This window comes from Sphingomonas sp. BL-S-05, assembly GCF_055521695.1.
This window is the reverse complement of sequence record NZ_CM145499.1, coordinates 2581983-2601326: the sequence shown is the minus strand read 5'-3', so window position 1 is coordinate 2601326 and position 19344 is coordinate 2581983. Positions and strand designations below refer to the sequence as shown.

Genomic DNA, 19344 nt, shown 5'->3' with positions numbered 1-19344 from the left:
GACGTGGTCCGCTGGACCGATGCGCAGCGCCGTTGGTACCGGGCAGGCGTTAACAGTCCGTTGACCACCCGTATGCGGAATGCCGTTTCGCGGATGCGCACTTGCATCGGCGGGTGGGGTGCGTAGATAGGCGACAATCGCTGGAAGACCGCATTTGCGCGCGGTCGCACTGCCTGAGGAACGCCCGACTTGGCCATGGTCCGCCCGAAAGCCCGCCCGACATCGCCGCATCTTCAGATTTGGCGCTGGGGTCCCAATATGCTGGTGTCGATCCTGCACCGTGCGACCGGTGTCGCGATGGGCACGGTCGGCCTTGCGCTGTTCGTATGGTGGCTGGCGGCGCTGGCCGGCGGCGAGGACAGCTATGCGCGGTTCCTGTCGTGGTTCACCGGGCCGTTCGCGTTGGTCGGCTATGTCGTCGGCATCGGCCTCAGCTTCGCGCTGTTCCAGCATATCGGCAACGGTGTCCGCCACTTCTTCATGGATATCGGCGCCAATTTCGAACTGAACGGCAACCGCAATTCGGCGGTCGCGACGATCGTCTTCGCCGTCTGCGCCACTGCGGCGCTGTGGGCGTGGCTGCTGGTGGGGAAGCAGTAATGGGTAACGGAACCAGCATCGGCCGCGTCCGCGGCCTCGGATCGGCAAAGGCCGGCGCGCATCATTTCTGGCATCAACGGCTGACGGCGATCTCGAACCTCGTCCTGATGCTGTGGTTCGTCCTCTCGCTCGCGCTGCTGCCGTCCTATGATTACGACACCGTCTATGGCTGGGTGTCGTCGGCCTGGGGCGCGGTGCCGCTGCTGCTGCTCGCCACCTCGGTCTTCTACCATGCCAAGATGGGGTTGCAGACCGTGATCGAGGATTACCAGCATGACGAAACGCGCGTCGTCGCGCTGGTCGTGCTCAACCTCGTCTATGGCGCGGGCTGGCTGCTCGCCGCCTTCTCGATCCTCCGCATCGCTTTCACCGGGACGCCCGAATAATGGCCACCGACGCTTACAAGATCATCGACCACACCTATGACGTCGTCGTCGTGGGTGCAGGTGGTTCGGGCCTGCGCGCCACCATGGGCAGCGCCGAGGCAGGGTTGAAGACCGCCTGCATCACCAAGGTGTTCCCGACCCGCTCGCACACCGTCGCGGCGCAGGGTGGCATCGCCGCATCGCTCGGCAACAACACGCCCGATCACTGGACGTGGCACATGTACGACACGGTCAAGGGGTCGGACTGGCTCGGCGACCAGGACGCGATCGAATATATGGTCCGCGAAGCCCCGGCGGCGGTGATCGAGCTGGAACATGCCGGCGTGCCATTCAGCCGCAACGAGGACGGGACGATCTATCAGCGCCCGTTCGGCGGCCATATGCAGAATATGGGCGAAGGCCCGCCGGTACAGCGCACCTGCGCCGCCGCCGACCGTACCGGCCACGCCATGCTCCACGCGCTGTACCAGCAGTCGCTAAAGTATGACGCCGACTTCTTCATCGAATATTTCGCGCTCGACCTGATCATGGAGGACACGCCCGAGGGCAAGGTCTGCCGTGGCGTGATCGCGCTCTGCATGGAAGACGGGTCGATCCACCGTTTCCGCGCGCATTCGGTGGTGCTGGCGACCGGCGGCTATGGCCGCTGCTATTTCTCGGCGACCTCGGCGCATAGCTGCACCGGCGATGGCGGCGGCATGGTGCTGCGCGCCGGCCTGCCGCTCCAGGACATGGAATTCGTCCAGTTCCACCCGACCGGCATCTACGGCGCGGGCGTGCTCATCACCGAGGGCGCACGCGGCGAGGGCGGCTATCTGACCAACAAGGACGGCGAGCGGTTCATGGAACGCTACGCCCCCTCGGCCAAGGACCTCGCCTCGCGCGACGTCGTCAGTCGGTCGATGGCGATGGAGATGCGCGAAGGGCGTGGCGTCGGCAAGGACGGCGACCATATCTTCCTGCACCTCGACCATATCGATCCGAAGGTGCTGGCCGAACGCCTGCCGGGCATCACCGAAACCGGCAAGATCTTCGCCGGTGTCGACCTGACCCGCCAGCCGCTGCCCGTGACCCCGACGGTCCATTACAACATGGGCGGCATTCCGTGTAACTATCACGGCGAAGTCGTCACCATCCGGGACGGCAACCCCGATGCGGTCGTGCCGGGCCTGTTCGCGGTCGGCGAAGCGGCCTGCGTGTCGGTGCACGGCGCCAACCGCCTCGGCTCCAACTCGCTGATCGATCTGGTCGTGTTCGGCCGCGCGACCGGCCTGCGGCTGAAGGAAACCTTGAAGCCCAACACCCCGCATAAGCCGCTGCCCAAGGATTCGGCCGACCTCGCGCTCGCGCGCCTCGACAAGTTCCGCAACGCCAGCGGCAGCAAGCCTACCGCGCAGATTCGCCTCGCCATGCAGAAGACGATGCAGAAGCATTGCGCCGTGTTCCGCGACGACGCGCTGCTGAACGAAGGCGTGACGATGATGGACGATATCTATCGTTCGTTCGCCGATGTGAACGTCACCGACAAGTCGCTGATCTGGAACACCGATCTGGTCGAGACGCTTGAACTCGACAATCTGCTGGCGCAGGCAATGGTGACGATCCGTTCGGCGCAGAACCGCAAGGAAAGCCGCGGCGCGCATGTGAACGAGGATTTCCCCGATCGCGACGACGCCAACTGGATGAAGCACACCATCGCGTCGTTCGACGGCTGGGGCGGCAATGGCGGCATGACCGCGATCGATTACCGGCCGGTGCACGACTACACGCTGACCGACGAGGTCGAGTATATCAAGCCGAAGAAGCGGGTTTACTGAACTCGGCTTCCTTGGTTCGGAAAGGGCGATCGGCTTGGTGGCCGGTCGCCCTTTTTCGTTTCGGAAGCCGTCGAAGATACAGGTAGAGGTTCGCGCCGAGACGCGGAGACGCAGAGGTGATGCGATCGCGGCGCCTTGCCAGGCGATCCCCCCGACCCGCACGTCACCCGGCGAAGGCGAGACCTCTGCGAAAGTCCGGGCGCTACGCCGCATACTTGCCGTACCCCCGCGCAGGCGGGGGGCCAATGCCAAGCAAAACAACCGCTTGCGCTTGGAACCCTGAGCCCCCGCCTGCGCGGGGGTACGTCAAAGGTTGACGATCGAGGCTTTCGCAAAGGTCTCGCGCAGGCCGGGGTCTCCCGCGGCTCCTGCCCCGACGGATCGGCAATGACCCCAGCCTGCGCTGGGGTGACGTAGTTGGTCGGAAGACCCGTTCTACGATCGACAATGTATTCCTACGTGCCGCGGCACGAACGGGTAGCTCCGGATGACCCCCTCCGCGCCTCCGCACGAATCCCTCTTCGCTTCGCGCCCTTTGCGCCTTTACGTGAATCAATTCCCGAAAACCCGGAACCAACCCCCGCTCCCCCGGTTACCGCCGCCGACCACAACAGGGGGACTCCCGCCATGCCCGACACCAACGTCAACGATTACCCGTTGCTCGCCCGCCCGCACGTCCATCTCGCCGGACCGGTCGACCATGCGATGTACGAGAATTTCCGCAACCAGGTGCAGAATGCGCCGACCGACGGTCCGCTGGTCGTGTCGATCTCGACACTTGGTGGCGATCCCGAAGTCGCCCGCGCGATGGGCGACGATATCCGCCTGCTGCGCGACTATACCGGGCGCGAGGCGCTGTTCCTCGGCAAGGTCGCGGTCTATTCCGCCGGCTCGACCTTCATGTCCGCCTTTCCGGTCGACAAGCGCTTCCTGACCAAGGGCACGCGCCTGATGCTGCACGAGCGGCAGATGACCAGCACCATCGAATTGTCCGGCCCGCTCAAGATGCTGGTCGCGACGCTGAAGGCCAAGCTGCACGAGATCGAGACCTCGGTCGAGATCGAGGAAGAGGGCTTCCGCGCAATCGTTGCCGGATCGCAGGTCCCGTTCGAGGAACTGGTCGAGAAGGCTCCGGCCAACTGGTATATCGGCGCGGAGGAAGCCAAGGCACGCGGACTGGTGCTTGACGTGATCTGATGCTGCGCTCCTTGAACTAACCGTCACCCCAGCGCAGGCTGGGGTCTTCCTCGGCTCCAGCGTTGCGCGACGCCACGGGGAGATCCCAGCCTTCGCTGGAATGACGACCGTGGCGGGGGAGCACATCCACCCACTGGTCACCACGCCGAAATTCCCCCATCATCGGAACATCATGGCCGATAACGACACTATCCTGACCGCTGCCCGCGACTGGGCCGGCGCCCCGCTCGCGCTGGCGACTGTCACCTCCACCTGGGGCTCCGCGCCCCGTCCGCGCGGCAGCCATATGCTCGTGCATCAGGACGGCCGCTTCGAAGGATCGGTGTCGGGCGGCTGCGTCGAAAGCGACATCCTTGCCACCGCTGCCGACGTGATCGCCGGCGCCCCCTTCGTCATCAAGCGTTACGGCGTGGCGGACGCCGCCGCATGGGAAGTCGGCCTGCCCTGTGGCGGGGAGATCGAGGTGATGGTCCAGCGTGTCGACCGGCAAGGCTTCGATCCCGAACTGTTCGACGCAATCGACGCGGCCGGGGCGGAGGGCCGGGCGATCACCCTGTCGACCGACCGCACCACCGGCCGCACCACGGTCGGTACGGTCGATGGTGCCTTCGCCAACCGCTATGATCCGCCGCGCCGGTTGCTGATCGTCGGTGCGGTGCAGATCGCGCAGGGGTTGGCCGGCATGGCGCGAGAACTGGGTATCGCCACGACCGTCATCGACCCGCGCGCGCGCTTCCTGACCGAGGAGCGTTTCCCCGGCGTCACCCTCGACGATCGCTGGCCGGACGAGGCGTTGCAGGCGCTGAAGCCCGATGCCGCTACCGCCGTCGTGACGCTCAGCCACGATATCAAGATCGACGATCCCGCCCTGATCGAGGCGCTGAAGACGCCCGCCGCCTATATCGGCGCGCTGGGATCGCGGCGCAGCCATGCCGCGCGGCTCGAACGCCTGTCCGCCGTTGGCGCGCAGGGGCTGGAGCGGATCGACGGCCCGGTCGGGTTGGACATCGGGGCGATCGGCCCGTCCGAAATCGCGCTGTCGATCGCGGCGGCGATGGTAAGGAGCTTTCATGCGCGCTGAAGATGCCGTCCTGATCCTGCTGGCGGCGGGGCGTTCGCGCCGCTTCGGCGATGCCGACAAGCTGGCGCAACCGTTCCTGCACAAACCGGTCGCCTATCATGTCGCGACCGCCTTGGAGGCGATCCCGTTCCTCGGCCGGGTCGCGGTGATCGACGGGACGACGCTCGACTTCGCCTCGCGCGGGTTCGATGTGATCGTCAACGAAGCCCCGGCGGACGGCATGTCGCGTTCGGTCCAGCTCGGCTTGCGCGCGGCGCGGGCCAAGGGGGCGAAGGGCGTGGTGATCGCCTTGGCTGACATGCCGCGCATCACCGCCGCCCATGTCTATCGCCTGCTCGACACCGCCCGCGACGATGCGGATGCGGTGGTGGCGTCGAGCGACGGGACCAAGCCCTGTCCCCCGGCCGTATTCGGTGCGGGCCGCTTCGACTTCCTCGAATCGCTGGAAGGGGACGCCGGCGCCCGCGACCTCGTCCGCGCCGGCCGCCATGTCGTGACCGCGCCTGCCGAACTGATCGACATCGACACGCCCGAAGACCTCGACCGCCTGCGCGCCATCGCCGAAGCGCCGGACGAGCATGACGCGATCACCTTGCCGCGTCCCGAACCCTGGTGGCATCCCAGGGCGGAATGATTTTCCTACATGGGGTCGGTTGGGTAATTCTGTAGAGATGGGTTCACGCGAAGGCGCGGAGGCACGAAGGCACGAAGGCACGAAGAAGATTGTTTTCGCGCAAAGGTGCAAAGGCGCAAAGGCGCAAAGGCGCAAAGGACACAAAGAGGGCGTGCTCGCCGCGCAGCGGCTCTCCGCCTACAAGGCAGAAAACGGGAGAAGGGCTTCGCCAGACAAGCCGCGGCCGCCTGCTCCACGACCCCTTTGCGCTCTTTGCGCCTTTGCGCGATCAAATCCTTTCTTGAACTCCGCGCCTTCGCGTAAAAACGATCTTTCTACTGTCCGCTCCAAACGTCGCCCCAGCGAAGGCTGGGGCCTCCAGCGGCTCCTGCCCCGCGCTATAACGGGGAGATGCCAGCCTCCGCTGGCATGACGTGCAACTCGAGAGAGGCTGCGCATCGCGACGAACACGCGGCAAGTGTGAACTTTGTGAACTTTGGCCTCACGCCATCGCCGCCGCCGCGCCCTTCAGATCCTCGACGAACCGCGCAAACTCTTCTTCTGCCTGCAGTTTATCCGGCAGTCGCAGCAGGAAGCTCGGATGTACCGTGATCCACGCCGCCCCGCCATCGGCCAGCGTCAGCACCCGCCCGCGCTCGCGCGATATCGTCACCGTCTTGCCGGTCAGCGACCGCGCCGCCGTCGCGCCGAGCGCCACCGTCATCCGCGGTCGCAATATGCCGCGCTCCTGCTCGATCCACCACCGGCACGCGTCGATCTCGCCGACGCCGGGCTTGGCATGGATGCGCCGTTTCCCGCGCGGTTCGAATTTGAAATGCTTGACCGCGTTGGTGACATAGACCCGCGACCGGTCGATGCCGGCCTGCGCCATCGCCCGGTCGAACACCTGTCCGGCCGGCCCCACGAACGGTCGCCCGGCCAGATCCTCCTGATCGCCCGGCTGCTCGCCGACGACCATCATCTCGGCATCGACCGGCCCCTCGCCGAACACCGTCTGCGTCGCTGGCTGCCATAGCGGGCAGCGCTGGCACCCCGCCGCTTCGTCGCGCAGCGCCGTCCATGCCGCTTCGCTGTTGCCGCCCGGTGTAGCTCGTGCCGTCTCGATCATCGCCGCCTCACGTGCCTGTGCCCCCGCGATCAGCGCCGGGACCAGCGCGGTTTCGGGCATGTTCTTCCAGTATTTGCGCGGCATTTCCTTGAGCATCGCGCCCTTCTTCAACCGCGCGGGATTGAAGATCGATGCGTAATAGGTCTTCCAGACTTCCTCGACCGGGTCGCCATCGGGTGCATCGGCCTTGGTCCCGCCCGGCCCTTCGTTCAGCGTCTCGCCATCCCAGTGCAGCGAAACCTCCGGCGTCAGGATCGACCAGCGCATCGCCGCGAACCGGTCGACGAAGAAGCGGGCGTTGTGCCGGACGATGTGATGCTCGGGTTCGAACCACGCGACGAAGCGGGTCGCCCCATCCTCCTCCACCTCACGGAAACGCAGGAACGCCCGCATCTTGTGGATGTCGCGCCGTACCGCCTTCGCCATCTCCTCCAGCCGCCGCATCGCCGGATCGGCCTTGTCGTCGATCAGCCGCGGCTCGGCGATCAGGCGGGTGAGCATTGCATAGAGCAGCGCGAACCGCTCGGGATCGGCATGCATCGCCACTGTCCGCGCCAGATCGATGAACGCCCGCGGCACGCGCGGGGCGGGGGCGTTGCTATCGACGATCGCCTCGTCGCCGAACAGGTCGGTGGGCAGGTCGCCGACCTGCCACACCACCTCCGACGGTGCGACGCGCTGCGCGGCGAGCGACCGGGCGGCATCGCGCCACCCGTCGAAATCGTCCGCCGCCGCCAGCGCCGCGACGCGCATCAGTCGCGATCGTCGCCTGCCTCGGACGACTCCGCGATCTCCAGTTCCTTCGGCTTGCGCTCCTCGAACACCTTGGCGATGCGTGCTTCCTCGGCATCGCTCAGTTCCTCGGCGGCGGCGGGGAACATTTCTTCCTCCTCCTCGTCGATATGATGTTCGTAACGGTGCCGCATCTCGGCGAAGCGCTGGTTCCACTCGTTGCTCGCCGGATCGAGCTTTGCGATTTCGCCCAGATAATCGTCGATTTCCTTATGCTCGGACACCGAATGCCGTGCGTCGTCGCGCAGGTCGGGATTGGCGAGCATGGTCGCGTACAGCGCCTCCTCCTCGGCGGCGGCATGGGCCGACACCTCGACGCGGAATTCCTCGAACAGTTCGGCACGCTCGTTGCCGTTCGCCGCGTCGATGCGCTTCAACAGGTCGCGGTGCCGGTCGTGATCGGCCTTCAGGTCGGCATAGATGCGGGCGTCGGCCATTGGAAATTCCTTTGCTGGTTCGGCCAGACCAACGGCGGCGATGGATGGAGGTTTCTCTTGCGAGCGGTTTTCACCGTCAGCCGAACAGCTCCATCTGGTCCGCCTTCTTCGGCGCCACCACCGGCCGTAATTCGGCGCGGTCGGACAGGACGACCGGCCGCCAGTCATCGGCGACGATGAACGGCCGGAGCTTGGCGATCGATACCGTCAGTCGCGCGACATCGGCCAGCGCCAACCGCCGCCAGCGCCGCGCGGTCAAGATCGCGTTGACCGCCTTCACCCCCAACCCCGGCACGCGCAACAGCATCTCGCGCGGCGCGCGGTTCACATCGACTGGAAAGCGATCGCGAAACTTCAGCGCCCAGGCAAGCTTGGGGTCGATATCGAGCGGCAGCATCCCGGTCGCGTCGTCCGCCGCCGCGCGCACTTCGTCGGGGCGATAGTCATAGAAGCGCATCAGCCAGTCCGACTGGTACAGCCGATGCTCGCGCATCAGCGGCGGGCGTTGCAGCGGCAGTACCGCTGACGCCTCCGGGATCGGGCTGAATGCCGAATAATAGACGCGTCGGAGCGAGAAGCGATCGTACAGCGTCGCCGCCTTGCCGACGATGTCGCTGTCGGTCGCGGCGTCGGCGCCGACGATCATCTGCGTCGACTGTCCCGCCGGCGCGAATTTCGGCGCGGACTTGTATCGTTTGCGCGCGTCGCGTCCGTCCTCGATCGCATGGGCGACGTCTTTCATCGCTCCTTCGATCTGCGTCCCCGACTTCTCCGGCGCCAACCGCTTCAGACCGCCGACAGTCGGCAGTTCGACGTTGATCGACACCCGGTCGGCATAGACGCCTGCGAGATGGACCAGTTCGGGGTCGGCGTCGGGAATGGTCTTAAGATGAATATAGCCGCGAAAGTCATGATCCTCGCGCAGCGACCGTGCGACCTCGACAATCTGCTCCATCGTGTAGTTGGACGATCCAATGATCCCCGACGACAGGAACAATCCCTCGATATAGTTGCGGCGATAGAAGCTGAGCGTCAGCGCCACGACTTCCTGTGCAGTGAATCGGGCGCGGCGGACGTTCGACGATTTGCGGTTGATGCAATAATGACAGTCGAAGATGCAGCTGTTCGTCAACAATATTTTCAGAAGCGAGATACAGCGGCCATCGGGCGCATAGGCGTGGCAGATACCCATGCCTTCGGTCGACCCGATCCCCTTGCCGTCGCGCGAATTGCGCTTGGCAGTGCCCGACGACGCGCACGATGCGTCATATTTGGCAGCATCGGCCAGGATCGCCAGCTTCTCACGAGTGTCGAGTTGCGCCATGCGTTCAATATATGTTCTGGCACCCGAGCGGCCAAGGGGTAATCAGGTCAATGCCTTGGCCAAAGCCGACCGTAGCGCGGTGACTTCGGCATTCAACGCGGCGAGCCGTTCGGGCGCCATGCCGCTGCGCGCGACGATCATCGGCGCGAGGCAGCCACTTTCGGCCCAGCGCGTCCGGCCCGCTTCGGTCAGGCATACCCGCACCTGTCGTTCATCGGCCGGATTACGCACCCTAGTGACCAACCCCGCTGCCTCCATCCGCTTGGCGAGCGGCGTGATCGTGCTCGGCTCCAGCGCCAGCCGATCCGCGATCGCGCCGATCGTCCGGCCCTCCTCGGCATCGCTCAGCGTCATCAGGACGAGGAACTGGGGGTAGGTGATGCCCAGTCGGTCGAGCATCGGCTTGTATGTGCGGTTGATCGCGATCGTCACGGCATAGAGCGAGAAGCAGAGCTGGTCGTCGAGGGGCAGGGGATCGGTCATGGCACCGGCATATCAGGTTTCATTGTCGCGATAAATATTTCTGGACAGAAAGCACGCGCATGCTTAGATAGTTATCGCGATAAATAATGGAGTGAGCAGAATGTCCGTCGACGTGAAGTACAGCACCACCGCGACCGCCACCGGCGGTCGCGAAGGCCATGCCCGCAGCGAGGACGGTCGCTTCGACGTCAAGCTGTCGACCCCGCGCGAACTGGGCGGTGCCGGCGGCGACGGCAGCAATCCGGAGCAGTTGTTCGCAGCCGGCTATGCCGCCTGCTTCATCGGCGCGCTGAAGGTCGCCGGACAGCAATTGGGGACCAAGGTACCCGCCGACGTCGCGGTGACTGCCACGGTCGGCATCGGCCCGCGTGCGGCGGGCGGGTTCGGTATCACCGCCGACCTGCAAGTCGCGCTGCCGGGTGTCGACCCCGCCGATGCGCAGAAACTGGTCGATACGGCGCACAGCATCTGCCCGTACTCGAACGCGACGCGCGGCAATGTCGATGTCGGACTGACCCTCGCCTGATCCCAATATTGGACTGTCCAATATTCGATATTGGCAAGGGGGGTTCGAATATCCTATCCCCGTCCGCGAAAACCGATCTCGGGTCGGTGCGGACGGGGAGGGTGGCCAGTTGCTGATGACACAGACGATGCGGTGGTTCGGCCCGTCCGACCCCGTGACGCTGGGCGCGATCCGGCAGGCGGGAGCGACCGAGGTCGTCACCGCGCTGCACGACATTCCCAACGGTAGCGTGTGGCCGCGCGAGACGATCGCCACGCGCAAGGCGATGATCGCCGAGGCGGGGCTTGGCTGGACGGTGGTCGAAAGCCTGCCCGTCCATGACGACCTGAAGACGCGCGGCCCGGGCTGGGACCGTTATATCGATGCCTATCGCCAAAGCCTGACCAATCTCGCGGCGGAAGGCATCACCGTCGTCACCTACAACTTCATGCCGCTGCTCGACTGGACGCGGACCGACCTTGCATGGTCGCTGCCCGACGGCGCGCGCGCGCTGCGCTTCGAATGGGAAGCGGTCGCCGCCTACGACATCCATATCCTGCAGCGTCCGGGTGCCGAGCGCGACTATCGCCCGGCGCTGGTCGAGGCGGCGGCGCGCCGGTTCGCGGCGATGGACGATGCGGCGCGTACGACGCTGGAGGCGACGATCCTCGCTGGCCTGCCCGGTGCGGAGGAGAGCTTCACCTCCGCGCAGTTCCGCGACGCCATCGCCAACTATGCCGGGATCGACGCCGATCGGTTGCGCGACAATCTGATCGCATTTCTGGATGCGGTCTGCCCGCATGCCGAGGCGCTCGGCATCCGCATGGTCGTGCATCCCGACGATCCCCCCTTTCCGATCTTCGGCCTGCCGCGCGTCGTCAGCACCGAAGCCGATGTCGCCGCGCTGTTCAATGCCGTCCCCAACCCCGCGAACGGGCTGTGCTTCTGCACCGGGTCGTTCGGGGTGCGCGCCGACAACGACCTGCCCGGCATGGTCCGCCGGCTGGGCAGCCGCATCGGCTTCCTCCACCTCCGCTCGGTCGACCGCGAAGGCGGCGACACGGCGTTCCACGAGGCGGAGCATCTGCGCGGCGATGCGAACATGGCGGCGGTGGTCGCGGCGGTTCATGATGTCTCGCGGGGGGAAGGGCGCAGCATCCCCATGCGGCCCGATCACGGGCACCAGATGCTCGACGATCTCGGCCGGCGGACCAACCCGGGCTATTCGTTGCTCGGGCGGATGCGCGGACTGGCCGAGTTGCGCGGGCTGGAACTGGGCATCGCCCATGCGGCGGCGGGTTGAGCGCTGCCCTATTGTAACCGCCGGACGGCTATGGGATCGGTCGGGGCGATGAAGCAGCGCACCGAAAAACTCTACCAGCGGGTCTCGACCGCCATCGCCGCCGCGATCGACGAGGGCCGCTATCCGGTCGGCACGCGGCTGCCGGGCGAACGCGACCTTGCCGAAACCTTCGCGGTCAGCCGCCCCACGGTGCGCGAGGCGATGATCGCGCTCGAAATTCGTGGTCTGGTCGAGGCGCGGCACGGCTCCGGCCTGTATGTCATCGCCACCTCCGCCGATGGGGCGTCGCCCGCCGAGCTGGACGTCGGTGCATTCGAACTGATCGAGGCGCGCATCCTGTTCGAAGGGGAGGCAGCGGCGGTCGCGGCGACAGTGATCGATGCCGAGGCGCTGGCCGATCTCGACGCGTCGCTGGCGGCGATGGCGGCGGTCGACCCGGCCGATCCGGCCGCGATCGAGGCCGATCGTCGCTTCCACCTGCGCATCGCCGAGGCGACCGGCAACACGGTGATCGCGGCGGTGGTGGAGATGTTGTGGAACCTGCGCGACCGTGCCCCGCTGAGTGCGCACATGTTCGCCGAGGCGCGACGCGAGGGCGTCCATCCCCGCGTCGAGGAACACCGGCTGATCGTCGACGCGCTGCGGGCGCAGGACCCGGCCCTGGCGCGGCAGACGATGCGCGACCATCTGCGCCGCGTGGTCGATGACCTGCTGGCCGCGACCGAGGTCGAGGTGCTGCGCCGCGCACGGTCGGAGATCGAGACGCAGCGGGGCATGGTCGCCCGGCGCCTGCGCGTCTGACGCCGGTGACGCGGCCGCTCGCCGGCACCACCATCGCCGATGTCGCCGCCCGCGCGGGCGTGTCGATCCGCACCGTGTCGCGCGTCCTCAACCGGTCGCCGCTGGTCAATGCCGCAACGCGCGAGGCGGTCGAGGCGGTGATCGCCGGGTTGAACTTCCGCCCCAGCGCCCGTGCGCGCGGCCTTGCCACCGGGCGTTCCTATCTGCTCGGGCTGGTCCATAACGATCGTAACGCGCTGGTACTCGACCCCCTGCAACGCGGCATGGTCGGGGCGGCGGCGGCGCGCGGCTATGAACTGGTCGTCCATCCGGTCGCGATGGTGGGCGATCCGGCGGCGGACGTGCGCGATTTCGTGCAGCGTTCGCGCGTCGACGGCGTGGTCGTCGTGCCGCCGGTATCGGGGCTGGCCGGTGTCGCCGACGGACTGGCGGGCGTGCCGGCGGTGGCGCTGTCGTCGGTCGCGCTGTCGGGTTATGACGCGGTGCTGGTGTCGGACGAACGCGGTGCGGCGCGCGCGGTCGCCGACCATCTGGTCGCGCTCGGCCATCGCCGCATCGCGCTGCTGTCCGGCCCCGCCGCCGCCCATTCCGCACGCGAGCGTCGGGCAGGCTTTGTCGAAGGCCTTGCTGCACATGGCTTGACGCTGTCGGCGGAGGCCGAGGGCGATTACGGTTTCGACGCCGGCGTGATCGCGGCGCAAACGCTGCTGACCCGCAATCCCGGCCCGACCGCGATCTTCGCCGCCAACGACGTGATGGCGGCGGCGGTGCTGAAGGTCGCGGCGGGCATGACGCTGTCGGTGCCCGGCGACCTGTCGGTTATCGGCTTCGACGGCAGCATCCTCGCGCAGATGCTAACCCCCGCGCTGACCACCGTCCACCGCCCGATCGCCGAGATGGCGGCGGCGGTGACCGAACGGCTGATCGACCGGATCGAGGGCACCGCCACCGACGCCTTGCTCACCGCCACCCTGTCGCTCAGGATCGGCGGTTCCTGCGGTCCGGTCAGCCGCTGATCAGTTCGAAGAACCGCACCGCCGCGCGATATTCGGCCGCTCGCGCCGCGCGGGTCTCGACGGCCAGCGCATCCTCGCCCCATTGCTCGGCCTGCCAGTCCTCGTCGACATGCGCCGCCGCCCAAGCCGCATCGGCGGTGATCGCCCCCTCGACCAGCGCCAGCCCCAGCAGCAGCGACCCGGTCAGCCCGACGATCGGCGACAACGGCGCCAGCACCCATGGCGACAGCGCCACCACCGCCTCGCGCAACCGCGCCAGCGTGCGCGGTGGCTGTTCGACCGGCATCACTCCGTCGGTGACGGTGAAGGTCACGTCGAACCGCGTACGCGCCCAGTCGAGCACCGGATCCCATGCCGCCGCCTGCCGATCCGCCAGCGGACCTTCACCGCGATAGCAGAGCAGGTCGCTGCCGCCATAGACCGCCAATCCCCCCGCAAATGCCGCCGGATCGGCCGCCACCCGTTCGATCGCGGCATTGGCAAGACCGGTCAGCGGCATCGAGCGCGGGTCGACCGTCTCGCCGACATCGCGCCATTCCTGCGCGATCGCCTCGGCCAATGCCGGATAGGGCACGACCAGCGGCAGCCGCCCGGGCGTGCGCACCGGCCGGGCGTCGAGCGCGATCTCGCCCGCGGGTGAAACCGTGACGTCTTTCCAGAACCGCTTCACCGGCTGCGCCACCTGGCGGTCAGCCCGCGCGGCACCACCGCCATCGCGTACAGCGCCGACAGCACGATCGCCACGCCCAGCACCCGCATGCCCGTGCCGGGCGCGCGCGCCAGCACGATCACGCCGAACACTGCCCCCATCGCGGTGACGATGCGGATCGCGACCAGTATCAGCCAGCGATTGCGCGCCAGATGGTCGGGCGTCATGGCATCTCCAGCAGGACGGGAAGCAGCGCGGCATCGGCGCACAGCCGGTCGGCGCCGGCGGCGGTCAGTTCGTGCGGCGGATGATAGCCCCATTCGACCCCGATCGCCCGCGCCCCCGCCGTCCGCGCCATCGCCATGTCGAAACCGGTGTCGCCGATCATCACGGTCTTGTCCGGCGCGCCGCCAACCTCTGCGATCGCCGCGTGCAGCATCGCCGGATGCGGTTTGGACGGGTGCCGATCGGCGGTCTGTAGCGTGACGAAATGATGCGCGATCCGGTGATGGTCGAGCAGCAGCCGCAATCCGCGATCCGACTTGCCGGTCGCCACGCCCAGCCGCCATCCCCGGTCGAGCAACGCCACCAGCGCATCGCCGATACCGGGAAACAGCGGCTCCTCGCGCAACCGGCCATCGACGCGCATTGCCCGGAAATGCTGCTTATACCCTTCCGCGACCGCCTCATGCAGGTCGGGGGTGCTGTACGGCACCAGTTGCGCCACCGCCTGTGGCAGGCTCAGCCCGACGATCCGGCGCACCTGACGCGCATCGGGCGCAGGCAGGCCGGCATCGGCAAAGGCCAGCGCCATTGCGGTACAGATATTCGCCTGCCCATCGGCCAGCGTCCCGTCGCAATCGAATACGGCCAGCCGGGTCATGCCGCCCGCATCCATGGTGCCAGCGTATGCCCGCCCAACGCCGCCGCGACGCGCGCACGCACCTCGACGGGTTTGTTCTGGTTCAGCTTGGCCGTGCCGCGCCACGCGGTCGGCACCAGTTCGAACCCGGCGATCGCATCGAGCATCGCCTCGGCCTTGCGCGGATCGATCTGGTCGACCGCCCATCGCGGCTCGGCTTCATAGGTCGCGGCGAGCGCGTCGATCTGGTCGCGCAGGGCCGCCCGATCGATCGCGCGCACCACGCCCTCGACCTCGACCGACAGATAGTTCCATGTCGGTACCTCGTCCGGGCCGGCGCGGTACCAGCGTGGCGAGATATAGGCATGGGGCCCCTGCGCGACGAACAGCGCGGTCGCGCCGTCCAGATGCGGCGTCACCATGTTGGCGCGCGCGACATGGAATCGCAGCGTGCCGTCGTCGGTCGTCACCACCGGCACCTGCGCCGCACGCGGTCCGTCGGGCGTCGACACGAACAACACCCCGAACCCTTCACCGCGCACGAACGCGCGCGCGGCATCGTCATCCATTCGAAAGGCACGATTGGGATGCATCAGTCGCGGGACCCTCGGGAGCGCCGCTCGCCACGCCGTTCCTTGCGATAGGTCTTGGCATGCGCCTTCGCCTTGGCCTTCAGGTCGGCCTTGGTCACCGGCGGCGGCGTGTCGTCGATCATCGCATTGCCGAGGCTTAGGTCGAAGCCCAGCAGGTCGATGCTCTCGGCGAAATGATTGGGCAGTTCGGCCGTGACGTCCACCTTTCCGCCATCGGGATGATCGATGCGGATGCGCCGTGCGTGCAGGTGCATCTTGCGGCTGACCCCGCCGGTCAGGAACGCGGCCTGCCCGCCATATTTGCCGTCGCCGACGATCGGATGGCCGATCGCCGACATATGGACGCGCAACTGGTGCGTGCGCCCGGTAAAGGGTTGCAGTTCGACCCATGCCGCGCGGTTGCCGACGCGTTCGATCACGCGGTAGCGCGAACGGGCCGGCTGGCCTTCCGCTTCGTCGACATGCATCTTCTCGCCGCCGGTGCCCGGCTGCTTGGCCAGGGGCAGATCGACGATGCCGTCGGCGATCTCCGGCACGCCGACGACCAGCGCCCAATAGACCTTCTTGGCGGTCCGTCCCGAAAAGGATTTGGCGAAGAACGCCGCCGCCCGCGCCGTCCGCGCGATCAGCAGCGCGCCCGACGTATCCTTGTCGAGCCGGTGGACCAGTTTCGGCCGGCTCTCGCCGTCGAACTGCAACGCGTCGAGCAGCCCGTCGACATGGTCGTGGGTCTTGGTCCCGCCCTGCGTCGCGAGGCCCGGCGGCTTGTTCAGCACGATCGCCTGGCGGTCCTGATGGATCACCAGCGAGCGGGCGAATTCGGTCTGTTCGTCCGACAGCGGCGGGCGGGGGGCCTTCGCCTTGGGCTGTGCGACGATCGCCGATTCGGGCGGCGGCACGCGCAGCACCTGTCCAGCCGCGAGGCGCGCGCCGGGCTGTGCTCGACCGCCATCGATGCGCAACTGCCCGGTCCGCGCCCAGCGCGACACGGTATTGAAGCTGGTATCGGGAAGGTGCCGCTTGAACCAGCGGTCCAGCCGGATGCCGTCGTCATCGGCACCGACCGTGAACTGCCGGACGTCATTGTCGCTCATGCCGCTGCCCCCCGCGTCAGTTGGAGTCCGACAAACAGCGCCGCGCCCGCACCGATGACCGACAGCAATGCATAGCCGAGCGCACTCACCATCGCTCCGCGCTCCAGCATCGTCACCATGTCGAGTGAAAAGGCCGAAAAGGTGGTGAACCCGCCGAGCAGCCCGACACCGATCGCGAGTCGCACCGCCTCGCTTCCGCCGCCGCTACGCGACAGCGCGCCCATCAACAGCCCCATCGCGAGTCCGCCGAGCAGATTGACCCCCAGCGTCCCCCACGGATAGTCGGCGCCGAACGCAGCCGCGGCGATGCGGCCGAACAGATAGCGCAGGGCTGACCCGAGCGCTCCGCCGGCCATCACGATCAATATGTTTCCCATTATTGCTTTGCGCCTAGCCGATCGCGGCGCGCAATAAAACCGGTCGCAATGATACTAAGGTATCGGTCGGGTCCCCAAAATGCATTAATTTTCGCTGAATTGCCCAATAGTTAACGCGTCGCATGCGCGCCGACCGCTTGAGCCGGTTCCGTACCGGCCGGGCCGACTCCAGGGCTGAATGGCATGCCGTCGTTCGGATGAAGCCTTGCCCCTTGCTGGCGACGGTCACGATCGTTACAATATGCTGCGATGCACAACGAAGCCGTATCCGAGTCTCCGGCCGCTACCGCAGCCGACCGCGCAAGCGAGGAACAGCGCGCGACGCTGAGTGATATCATCCGCTTCGCCCTGATGCAGCGTATCTGCCTGTCGGTGCGCTACAATAATATGGACATGCTGCTTGCGCCGCACATGCTGTGGACAAAGCATGGCGACCTCCATGTCGACGCGGTGACCGTCGAACGTGCGGGCAGCGCGCCGAAAATGTTCAAGATTGGCACGTTCAAGCTGGCGGGCCTCGGCAATGTCGCGCTCACCTCGCGCACCTTCGTGCCGCAGCCCGATTTCGACGCCGCCGATCCCAAATATGCCGAGGCTCCGGTCGCGTCGGTCCAGCGCTGAACCGGGACGTTCGCGCGCACGCAATCGCTTGCGCATCCCCTGCCGCCGGGCCATGGACCGCGGGAACCGGGCCGCGATCGGGCGCCCGCGGACGATAGCGGGCGAGGATCAGTGACCAGCATCGGTATCTTCGGTTGGCAGGGCCGGATGGGGCGGGCGATCACCTTGGAGATCGAACGGTTGGGCGAAACGCTGGCCGGCGGCATCGATCAGGGTGGCGATCCGGCCGGGCTGGCGGCGCGCGCCGATGTGCTGGTCGATTTCTCTGCGCCGGTCGCGCTGGAGGGCAATCTCGCCGCCGCGCGTGCGGCCGGGACGCCGATCGTGATCGGCACCACCGGCCTGTCCGACCGGCATCATGCGATGATCGACGATGCCGCGCGCGAGATCGCGGTGCTTCAGACCGGCAATACCTCGCTCGGCATCGCGCTTCTTTCGCGACTGGTGCGCGACGCGGCCAGCCGCCTCGGCCCCGACTGGGATATCGAGATTGTCGAGAGCCATCACCGGCTGAAGGTCGATGCGCCCTCGGGCACCGCGCTGATGCTGGGTGACGCCGCGGCGGAAGGTCTGGGGACGACGCTCGCCGATAGCGGCGTGATCGGGCGTGCCGGGCTGGTCGGTGCGCGCGCGGCGGGCACGATCGGCTTTGCCGCGCTGCGCGGCGGTACCATCGTCGGCGATCATCAGGTGGTATTCGCGGGCGAGGGTGAGCGGATCGAACTCGGCCACCGCGCCGACGACCGCGCCCTGTTCGCCCGTGGGGCGGTCCGTGCCGCGTTGTGGCTGGCGGGCGCATCGGCCGGCCGCTACACGATGGATGCGGTGCTCGGCGTTTGAAGCGGGCCGACATCTTCGAATTCTTCCGCCGGCTGGCGGAAACCAACCCGCATCCCGAAACCGAACTCGAATCGGTCAACGACTATACGCTGCTGGTGGCAGTGGCGCTGTCCGCACAGGCGACCGACGTCGGCGTGAACAAGGCGACCCGCGCCCTGTTCGCCACGGTCGATACCCCCGAAAAGATGGTCGCGCTGGGGCTGGACGGCCTGAAACAGCATATCCGCACCATCGGCCTGTTCAATACCAAGGCCAAGAACGTGATCGCGCTCAGCGAAGCGCTGATCGCCGACCATGGCGGGCAGGTCCCCGAGGACCGCGACGCGTTGGAAAAGCTTCCCGGTGTCGGGCGCAAGACCGCCAACGTCGTCATGAACACCGCCTTCGGGCACGAGACCTTCGCGGTCGACACCCATATCTTCCGCGTCGGCAACCGCACCGGCCTCGCGCGTGGCAAGACCCCGAACGCGGTCGAATCGGTGCTGGAACGGGTCGTCCCGCAGCCGTTCCGGCTGCACGCGCATCACTGGCTGATCCTGCACGGCCGCTATATCTGCAAGGCGCGCCGCCCCGAATGCTGGCGCTGTCCGGTCGCCGACCTGTGCGCCTTCCGCCCCAAGACTCCGCCGCCCGTGCAAAAGACGGCGAGCGCCTGAAAACGGCTGGTCATGCCGCGAAAGCTTTGCTAGTCGCGTGCCTCCACGGCCAAGCACCCGTAGCTCAGCTGGATAGAGCGCTGCCCTCCGAAGGCAGAGGCCAGGGGTTCGAATCCCTTCGGGTGCGCCATTCTTCAGATAAATGGTGACGATCGCGGCGGGCATCCG

The 19344-nt window shown here is 67.0% G+C and carries 23 protein-coding genes and 1 tRNA gene; 14 read left to right on the top strand and 10 right to left on the bottom strand.

Annotated elements, in window-relative coordinates; genetic code table 11:
- Positions 1 to 195: 195 nt before the first annotated feature.
- The 6 genes from sdhC to ACZ1JS_RS12175 all read left to right on the top strand — a co-directional run bounded on the left by sdhC (position 196) and on the right by ACZ1JS_RS12175 (position 5715).
- Positions 196 to 600 carry a succinate dehydrogenase, cytochrome b556 subunit gene (gene sdhC, locus ACZ1JS_RS12200; RefSeq protein WP_465166293.1) on the top strand — a complete coding sequence of 135 codons (405 nt, stop codon included), beginning with the start codon at positions 196 to 198 and terminating at the stop codon, positions 598 to 600.
- A complete protein-coding gene (gene sdhD / locus ACZ1JS_RS12195; protein WP_345876981.1) occupies positions 600 to 986 on the top strand; it encodes a succinate dehydrogenase, hydrophobic membrane anchor protein in 387 nt (128 codons plus the stop codon). Before sdhC ends, sdhD begins: the two co-directional genes overlap by 1 nt.
- A complete protein-coding gene (sdhA, locus tag ACZ1JS_RS12190) occupies positions 986 to 2803 on the top strand; it encodes a succinate dehydrogenase flavoprotein subunit (RefSeq protein ID WP_465166292.1) in 1818 nt (605 codons plus the stop codon). Before sdhD ends, sdhA begins: the two co-directional genes overlap by 1 nt.
- Positions 2804 to 3430: 627 nt before the next feature.
- Positions 3431 to 4000 (top strand): ATP-dependent Clp protease proteolytic subunit, encoded by a 570-nt coding sequence (locus ACZ1JS_RS12185; RefSeq protein ID WP_242120588.1) that lies wholly within the window; start codon positions 3431 to 3433, stop codon positions 3998 to 4000.
- A gap of 172 nt (positions 4001 to 4172) precedes the next feature.
- Positions 4173 to 5081 (top strand): XdhC family protein, encoded by a 909-nt coding sequence (locus ACZ1JS_RS12180; protein WP_465166291.1) that lies wholly within the window; start codon positions 4173 to 4175, stop codon positions 5079 to 5081.
- Entirely contained in the window at positions 5071 to 5715 is a 645-nt protein-coding gene (locus ACZ1JS_RS12175) for a nucleotidyltransferase family protein (protein ID WP_465166290.1), read from the top strand. Before ACZ1JS_RS12180 ends, ACZ1JS_RS12175 begins: the two co-directional genes overlap by 11 nt.
- Positions 5716 to 6196: 481 nt before the next feature.
- Here ACZ1JS_RS12175 and ACZ1JS_RS12170 read toward each other — a convergent pair whose 3' ends face one another.
- The 4 genes from ACZ1JS_RS12170 to ACZ1JS_RS12155 all read right to left on the bottom strand — a co-directional run bounded on the left by ACZ1JS_RS12170 (position 6197) and on the right by ACZ1JS_RS12155 (position 9859).
- Positions 6197 to 7576 carry a UdgX family uracil-DNA binding protein gene (locus tag ACZ1JS_RS12170; protein ID WP_465166289.1) on the bottom strand — a complete coding sequence of 460 codons (1380 nt, stop codon included), beginning with the start codon at positions 7574 to 7576 and terminating at the stop codon, positions 6197 to 6199.
- The gene (locus ACZ1JS_RS12165) at positions 7576 to 8052 is read right to left on the bottom strand and encodes a hemerythrin domain-containing protein (RefSeq protein ID WP_465166288.1); all 477 of its coding nucleotides are present in this window, start codon (positions 8050 to 8052) and stop codon (positions 7576 to 7578) included. Before ACZ1JS_RS12165 ends, ACZ1JS_RS12170 begins: the two co-directional genes overlap by 1 nt.
- A gap of 76 nt (positions 8053 to 8128) precedes the next feature.
- Positions 8129 to 9376: a putative DNA modification/repair radical SAM protein gene (locus ACZ1JS_RS12160; RefSeq protein WP_465166287.1), complete on the bottom strand. Its 1248-nt coding sequence runs from the start codon at positions 9374 to 9376 to the stop codon at positions 8129 to 8131.
- Between the two features lie 42 nt (positions 9377 to 9418).
- Positions 9419 to 9859: a MarR family winged helix-turn-helix transcriptional regulator gene (locus ACZ1JS_RS12155; RefSeq protein ID WP_465166286.1), complete on the bottom strand. Its 441-nt coding sequence runs from the start codon at positions 9857 to 9859 to the stop codon at positions 9419 to 9421.
- Between the two features lie 100 nt (positions 9860 to 9959).
- Between ACZ1JS_RS12155 and ACZ1JS_RS12150 the strand changes: the two genes are divergently transcribed.
- The 4 genes from ACZ1JS_RS12150 (at position 9960) to ACZ1JS_RS12135 (ending at position 13484) form a co-directional block, all read left to right on the top strand.
- Entirely contained in the window at positions 9960 to 10385 is a 426-nt protein-coding gene (locus tag ACZ1JS_RS12150) for an organic hydroperoxide resistance protein (protein WP_465166285.1), read from the top strand.
- A 115-nt stretch (positions 10386 to 10500) separates the two neighbouring features.
- Positions 10501 to 11667: a mannonate dehydratase gene (gene uxuA, locus ACZ1JS_RS12145; RefSeq protein WP_465166284.1), complete on the top strand. Its 1167-nt coding sequence runs from the start codon at positions 10501 to 10503 to the stop codon at positions 11665 to 11667.
- Positions 11668 to 11715: 48 nt separating this feature from the next.
- On the top strand, positions 11716 to 12468 hold the full coding sequence (locus ACZ1JS_RS12140; protein WP_465166283.1) for a FadR/GntR family transcriptional regulator: 753 nt from the start codon (positions 11716 to 11718) through the stop codon (positions 12466 to 12468).
- Positions 12469 to 12473: 5 nt separating this feature from the next.
- Positions 12474 to 13484 carry a LacI family DNA-binding transcriptional regulator gene (locus tag ACZ1JS_RS12135; protein WP_465166282.1) on the top strand — a complete coding sequence of 337 codons (1011 nt, stop codon included), beginning with the start codon at positions 12474 to 12476 and terminating at the stop codon, positions 13482 to 13484.
- Here ACZ1JS_RS12135 and ACZ1JS_RS12130 read toward each other — a convergent pair.
- From ACZ1JS_RS12130 to crcB, 6 genes are read right to left on the bottom strand one after another with little or no spacing between them, the layout of a single operon-like run.
- A complete protein-coding gene (locus ACZ1JS_RS12130) occupies positions 13474 to 14154 on the bottom strand; it encodes an ATP12 family chaperone protein (RefSeq protein WP_465166281.1) in 681 nt (226 codons plus the stop codon). The genes ACZ1JS_RS12135 and ACZ1JS_RS12130 overlap by 11 nt on opposite strands.
- Positions 14151 to 14360 (bottom strand): hypothetical protein, encoded by a 210-nt coding sequence (locus ACZ1JS_RS12125; protein ID WP_465166280.1) that lies wholly within the window; start codon positions 14358 to 14360, stop codon positions 14151 to 14153. The genes ACZ1JS_RS12130 and ACZ1JS_RS12125 overlap by 4 nt, the downstream gene beginning before the upstream one ends.
- Complete coding sequence (locus tag ACZ1JS_RS12120) at positions 14357 to 15016, bottom strand: HAD-IA family hydrolase (RefSeq protein WP_465166279.1); 660 nt, start codon at positions 15014 to 15016, stop codon at positions 14357 to 14359. Before ACZ1JS_RS12120 ends, ACZ1JS_RS12125 begins: the two co-directional genes overlap by 4 nt.
- On the bottom strand, positions 15013 to 15564 hold the full coding sequence (locus ACZ1JS_RS12115; RefSeq protein ID WP_465166278.1) for an FMN-binding negative transcriptional regulator: 552 nt from the start codon (positions 15562 to 15564) through the stop codon (positions 15013 to 15015). The genes ACZ1JS_RS12120 and ACZ1JS_RS12115 overlap by 4 nt, the downstream gene beginning before the upstream one ends.
- 23 nt (positions 15565 to 15587) lie before the next feature.
- Positions 15588 to 16682: an RluA family pseudouridine synthase gene (locus tag ACZ1JS_RS12110; RefSeq protein ID WP_465166277.1), complete on the bottom strand. Its 1095-nt coding sequence runs from the start codon at positions 16680 to 16682 to the stop codon at positions 15588 to 15590.
- Positions 16679 to 17059, bottom strand: coding sequence for a fluoride efflux transporter CrcB (crcB, locus tag ACZ1JS_RS12105; protein ID WP_465166276.1), 381 nt, complete (start codon positions 17057 to 17059; stop codon positions 16679 to 16681). The genes ACZ1JS_RS12110 and crcB overlap by 4 nt, the downstream gene beginning before the upstream one ends.
- Positions 17060 to 17308: 249 nt before the next feature.
- On the opposite strand from crcB, the gene ACZ1JS_RS12100 reads away from it, so the two are divergent.
- The 4 genes from ACZ1JS_RS12100 to ACZ1JS_RS12085 all read left to right on the top strand — a co-directional run bounded on the left by ACZ1JS_RS12100 (position 17309) and on the right by ACZ1JS_RS12085 (position 19306).
- Positions 17309 to 17680 carry a hypothetical protein gene (locus ACZ1JS_RS12100; protein WP_465166275.1) on the top strand — a complete coding sequence of 124 codons (372 nt, stop codon included), beginning with the start codon at positions 17309 to 17311 and terminating at the stop codon, positions 17678 to 17680.
- Between the two features lie 111 nt (positions 17681 to 17791).
- A complete protein-coding gene (gene dapB / locus ACZ1JS_RS12095) occupies positions 17792 to 18520 on the top strand; it encodes a 4-hydroxy-tetrahydrodipicolinate reductase (protein ID WP_465166274.1) in 729 nt (242 codons plus the stop codon).
- Positions 18517 to 19176 (top strand): endonuclease III, encoded by a 660-nt coding sequence (nth, locus tag ACZ1JS_RS12090; RefSeq protein WP_465166273.1) that lies wholly within the window; start codon positions 18517 to 18519, stop codon positions 19174 to 19176. Before dapB ends, nth begins: the two co-directional genes overlap by 4 nt.
- 53 nt (positions 19177 to 19229) lie before the next feature.
- Positions 19230 to 19306, top strand: a tRNA-Arg gene (locus ACZ1JS_RS12085).
- Positions 19307 to 19344: the final 38 nt, after the last annotated feature.

Excerpts from the sequence above, each read along its gene's own strand:
- crcB (WP_465166276.1), bottom strand. The coding sequence starts at position 17,059 with ATGGGAAACATATTGATCGTGATGGCCGGCGGAGCGCTCGGGTCAGCC.
- ACZ1JS_RS12100 (WP_465166275.1), top strand. The coding sequence starts at position 17,309 with ATGCACAACGAAGCCGTATCCGAGTCTCCGGCCGCTACCGCAGCCGAC.
- sdhA (WP_465166292.1), top strand. The coding sequence starts at position 986 with ATGGCCACCGACGCTTACAAGATCATCGACCACACCTATGACGTCGTC.
- uxuA (WP_465166284.1), top strand. The coding sequence starts at position 10,501 with ATGACACAGACGATGCGGTGGTTCGGCCCGTCCGACCCCGTGACGCTG.
- ACZ1JS_RS12155 (WP_465166286.1), bottom strand. The coding sequence starts at position 9,859 with ATGACCGATCCCCTGCCCCTCGACGACCAGCTCTGCTTCTCGCTCTAT.
- ACZ1JS_RS12120 (WP_465166279.1), bottom strand. The coding sequence starts at position 15,016 with ATGACCCGGCTGGCCGTATTCGATTGCGACGGGACGCTGGCCGATGGG.
- ACZ1JS_RS12150 (WP_465166285.1), top strand. The coding sequence starts at position 9,960 with ATGTCCGTCGACGTGAAGTACAGCACCACCGCGACCGCCACCGGCGGT.
- ACZ1JS_RS12115 (WP_465166278.1), bottom strand. The coding sequence starts at position 15,564 with ATGGATGACGATGCCGCGCGCGCGTTCGTGCGCGGTGAAGGGTTCGGG.
- ACZ1JS_RS12110 (WP_465166277.1), bottom strand. The coding sequence starts at position 16,682 with ATGAGCGACAATGACGTCCGGCAGTTCACGGTCGGTGCCGATGACGAC.
- sdhC (WP_465166293.1), top strand. The coding sequence starts at position 196 with ATGGTCCGCCCGAAAGCCCGCCCGACATCGCCGCATCTTCAGATTTGG.
- ACZ1JS_RS12125 (WP_465166280.1), bottom strand. The coding sequence starts at position 14,360 with ATGACGCCCGACCATCTGGCGCGCAATCGCTGGCTGATACTGGTCGCG.
- ACZ1JS_RS12165 (WP_465166288.1), bottom strand. The coding sequence starts at position 8,052 with ATGGCCGACGCCCGCATCTATGCCGACCTGAAGGCCGATCACGACCGG.
- ACZ1JS_RS12140 (WP_465166283.1), top strand. The coding sequence starts at position 11,716 with ATGAAGCAGCGCACCGAAAAACTCTACCAGCGGGTCTCGACCGCCATC.
- sdhD (WP_345876981.1), top strand. The coding sequence starts at position 600 with ATGGGTAACGGAACCAGCATCGGCCGCGTCCGCGGCCTCGGATCGGCA.
- ACZ1JS_RS12185 (WP_242120588.1), top strand. The coding sequence starts at position 3,431 with ATGCCCGACACCAACGTCAACGATTACCCGTTGCTCGCCCGCCCGCAC.
- ACZ1JS_RS12180 (WP_465166291.1), top strand. The coding sequence starts at position 4,173 with ATGGCCGATAACGACACTATCCTGACCGCTGCCCGCGACTGGGCCGGC.
- ACZ1JS_RS12160 (WP_465166287.1), bottom strand. The coding sequence starts at position 9,376 with ATGGCGCAACTCGACACTCGTGAGAAGCTGGCGATCCTGGCCGATGCT.
- ACZ1JS_RS12175 (WP_465166290.1), top strand. The coding sequence starts at position 5,071 with ATGCGCGCTGAAGATGCCGTCCTGATCCTGCTGGCGGCGGGGCGTTCG.
- ACZ1JS_RS12170 (WP_465166289.1), bottom strand. The coding sequence starts at position 7,576 with ATGCGCGTCGCGGCGCTGGCGGCGGCGGACGATTTCGACGGGTGGCGC.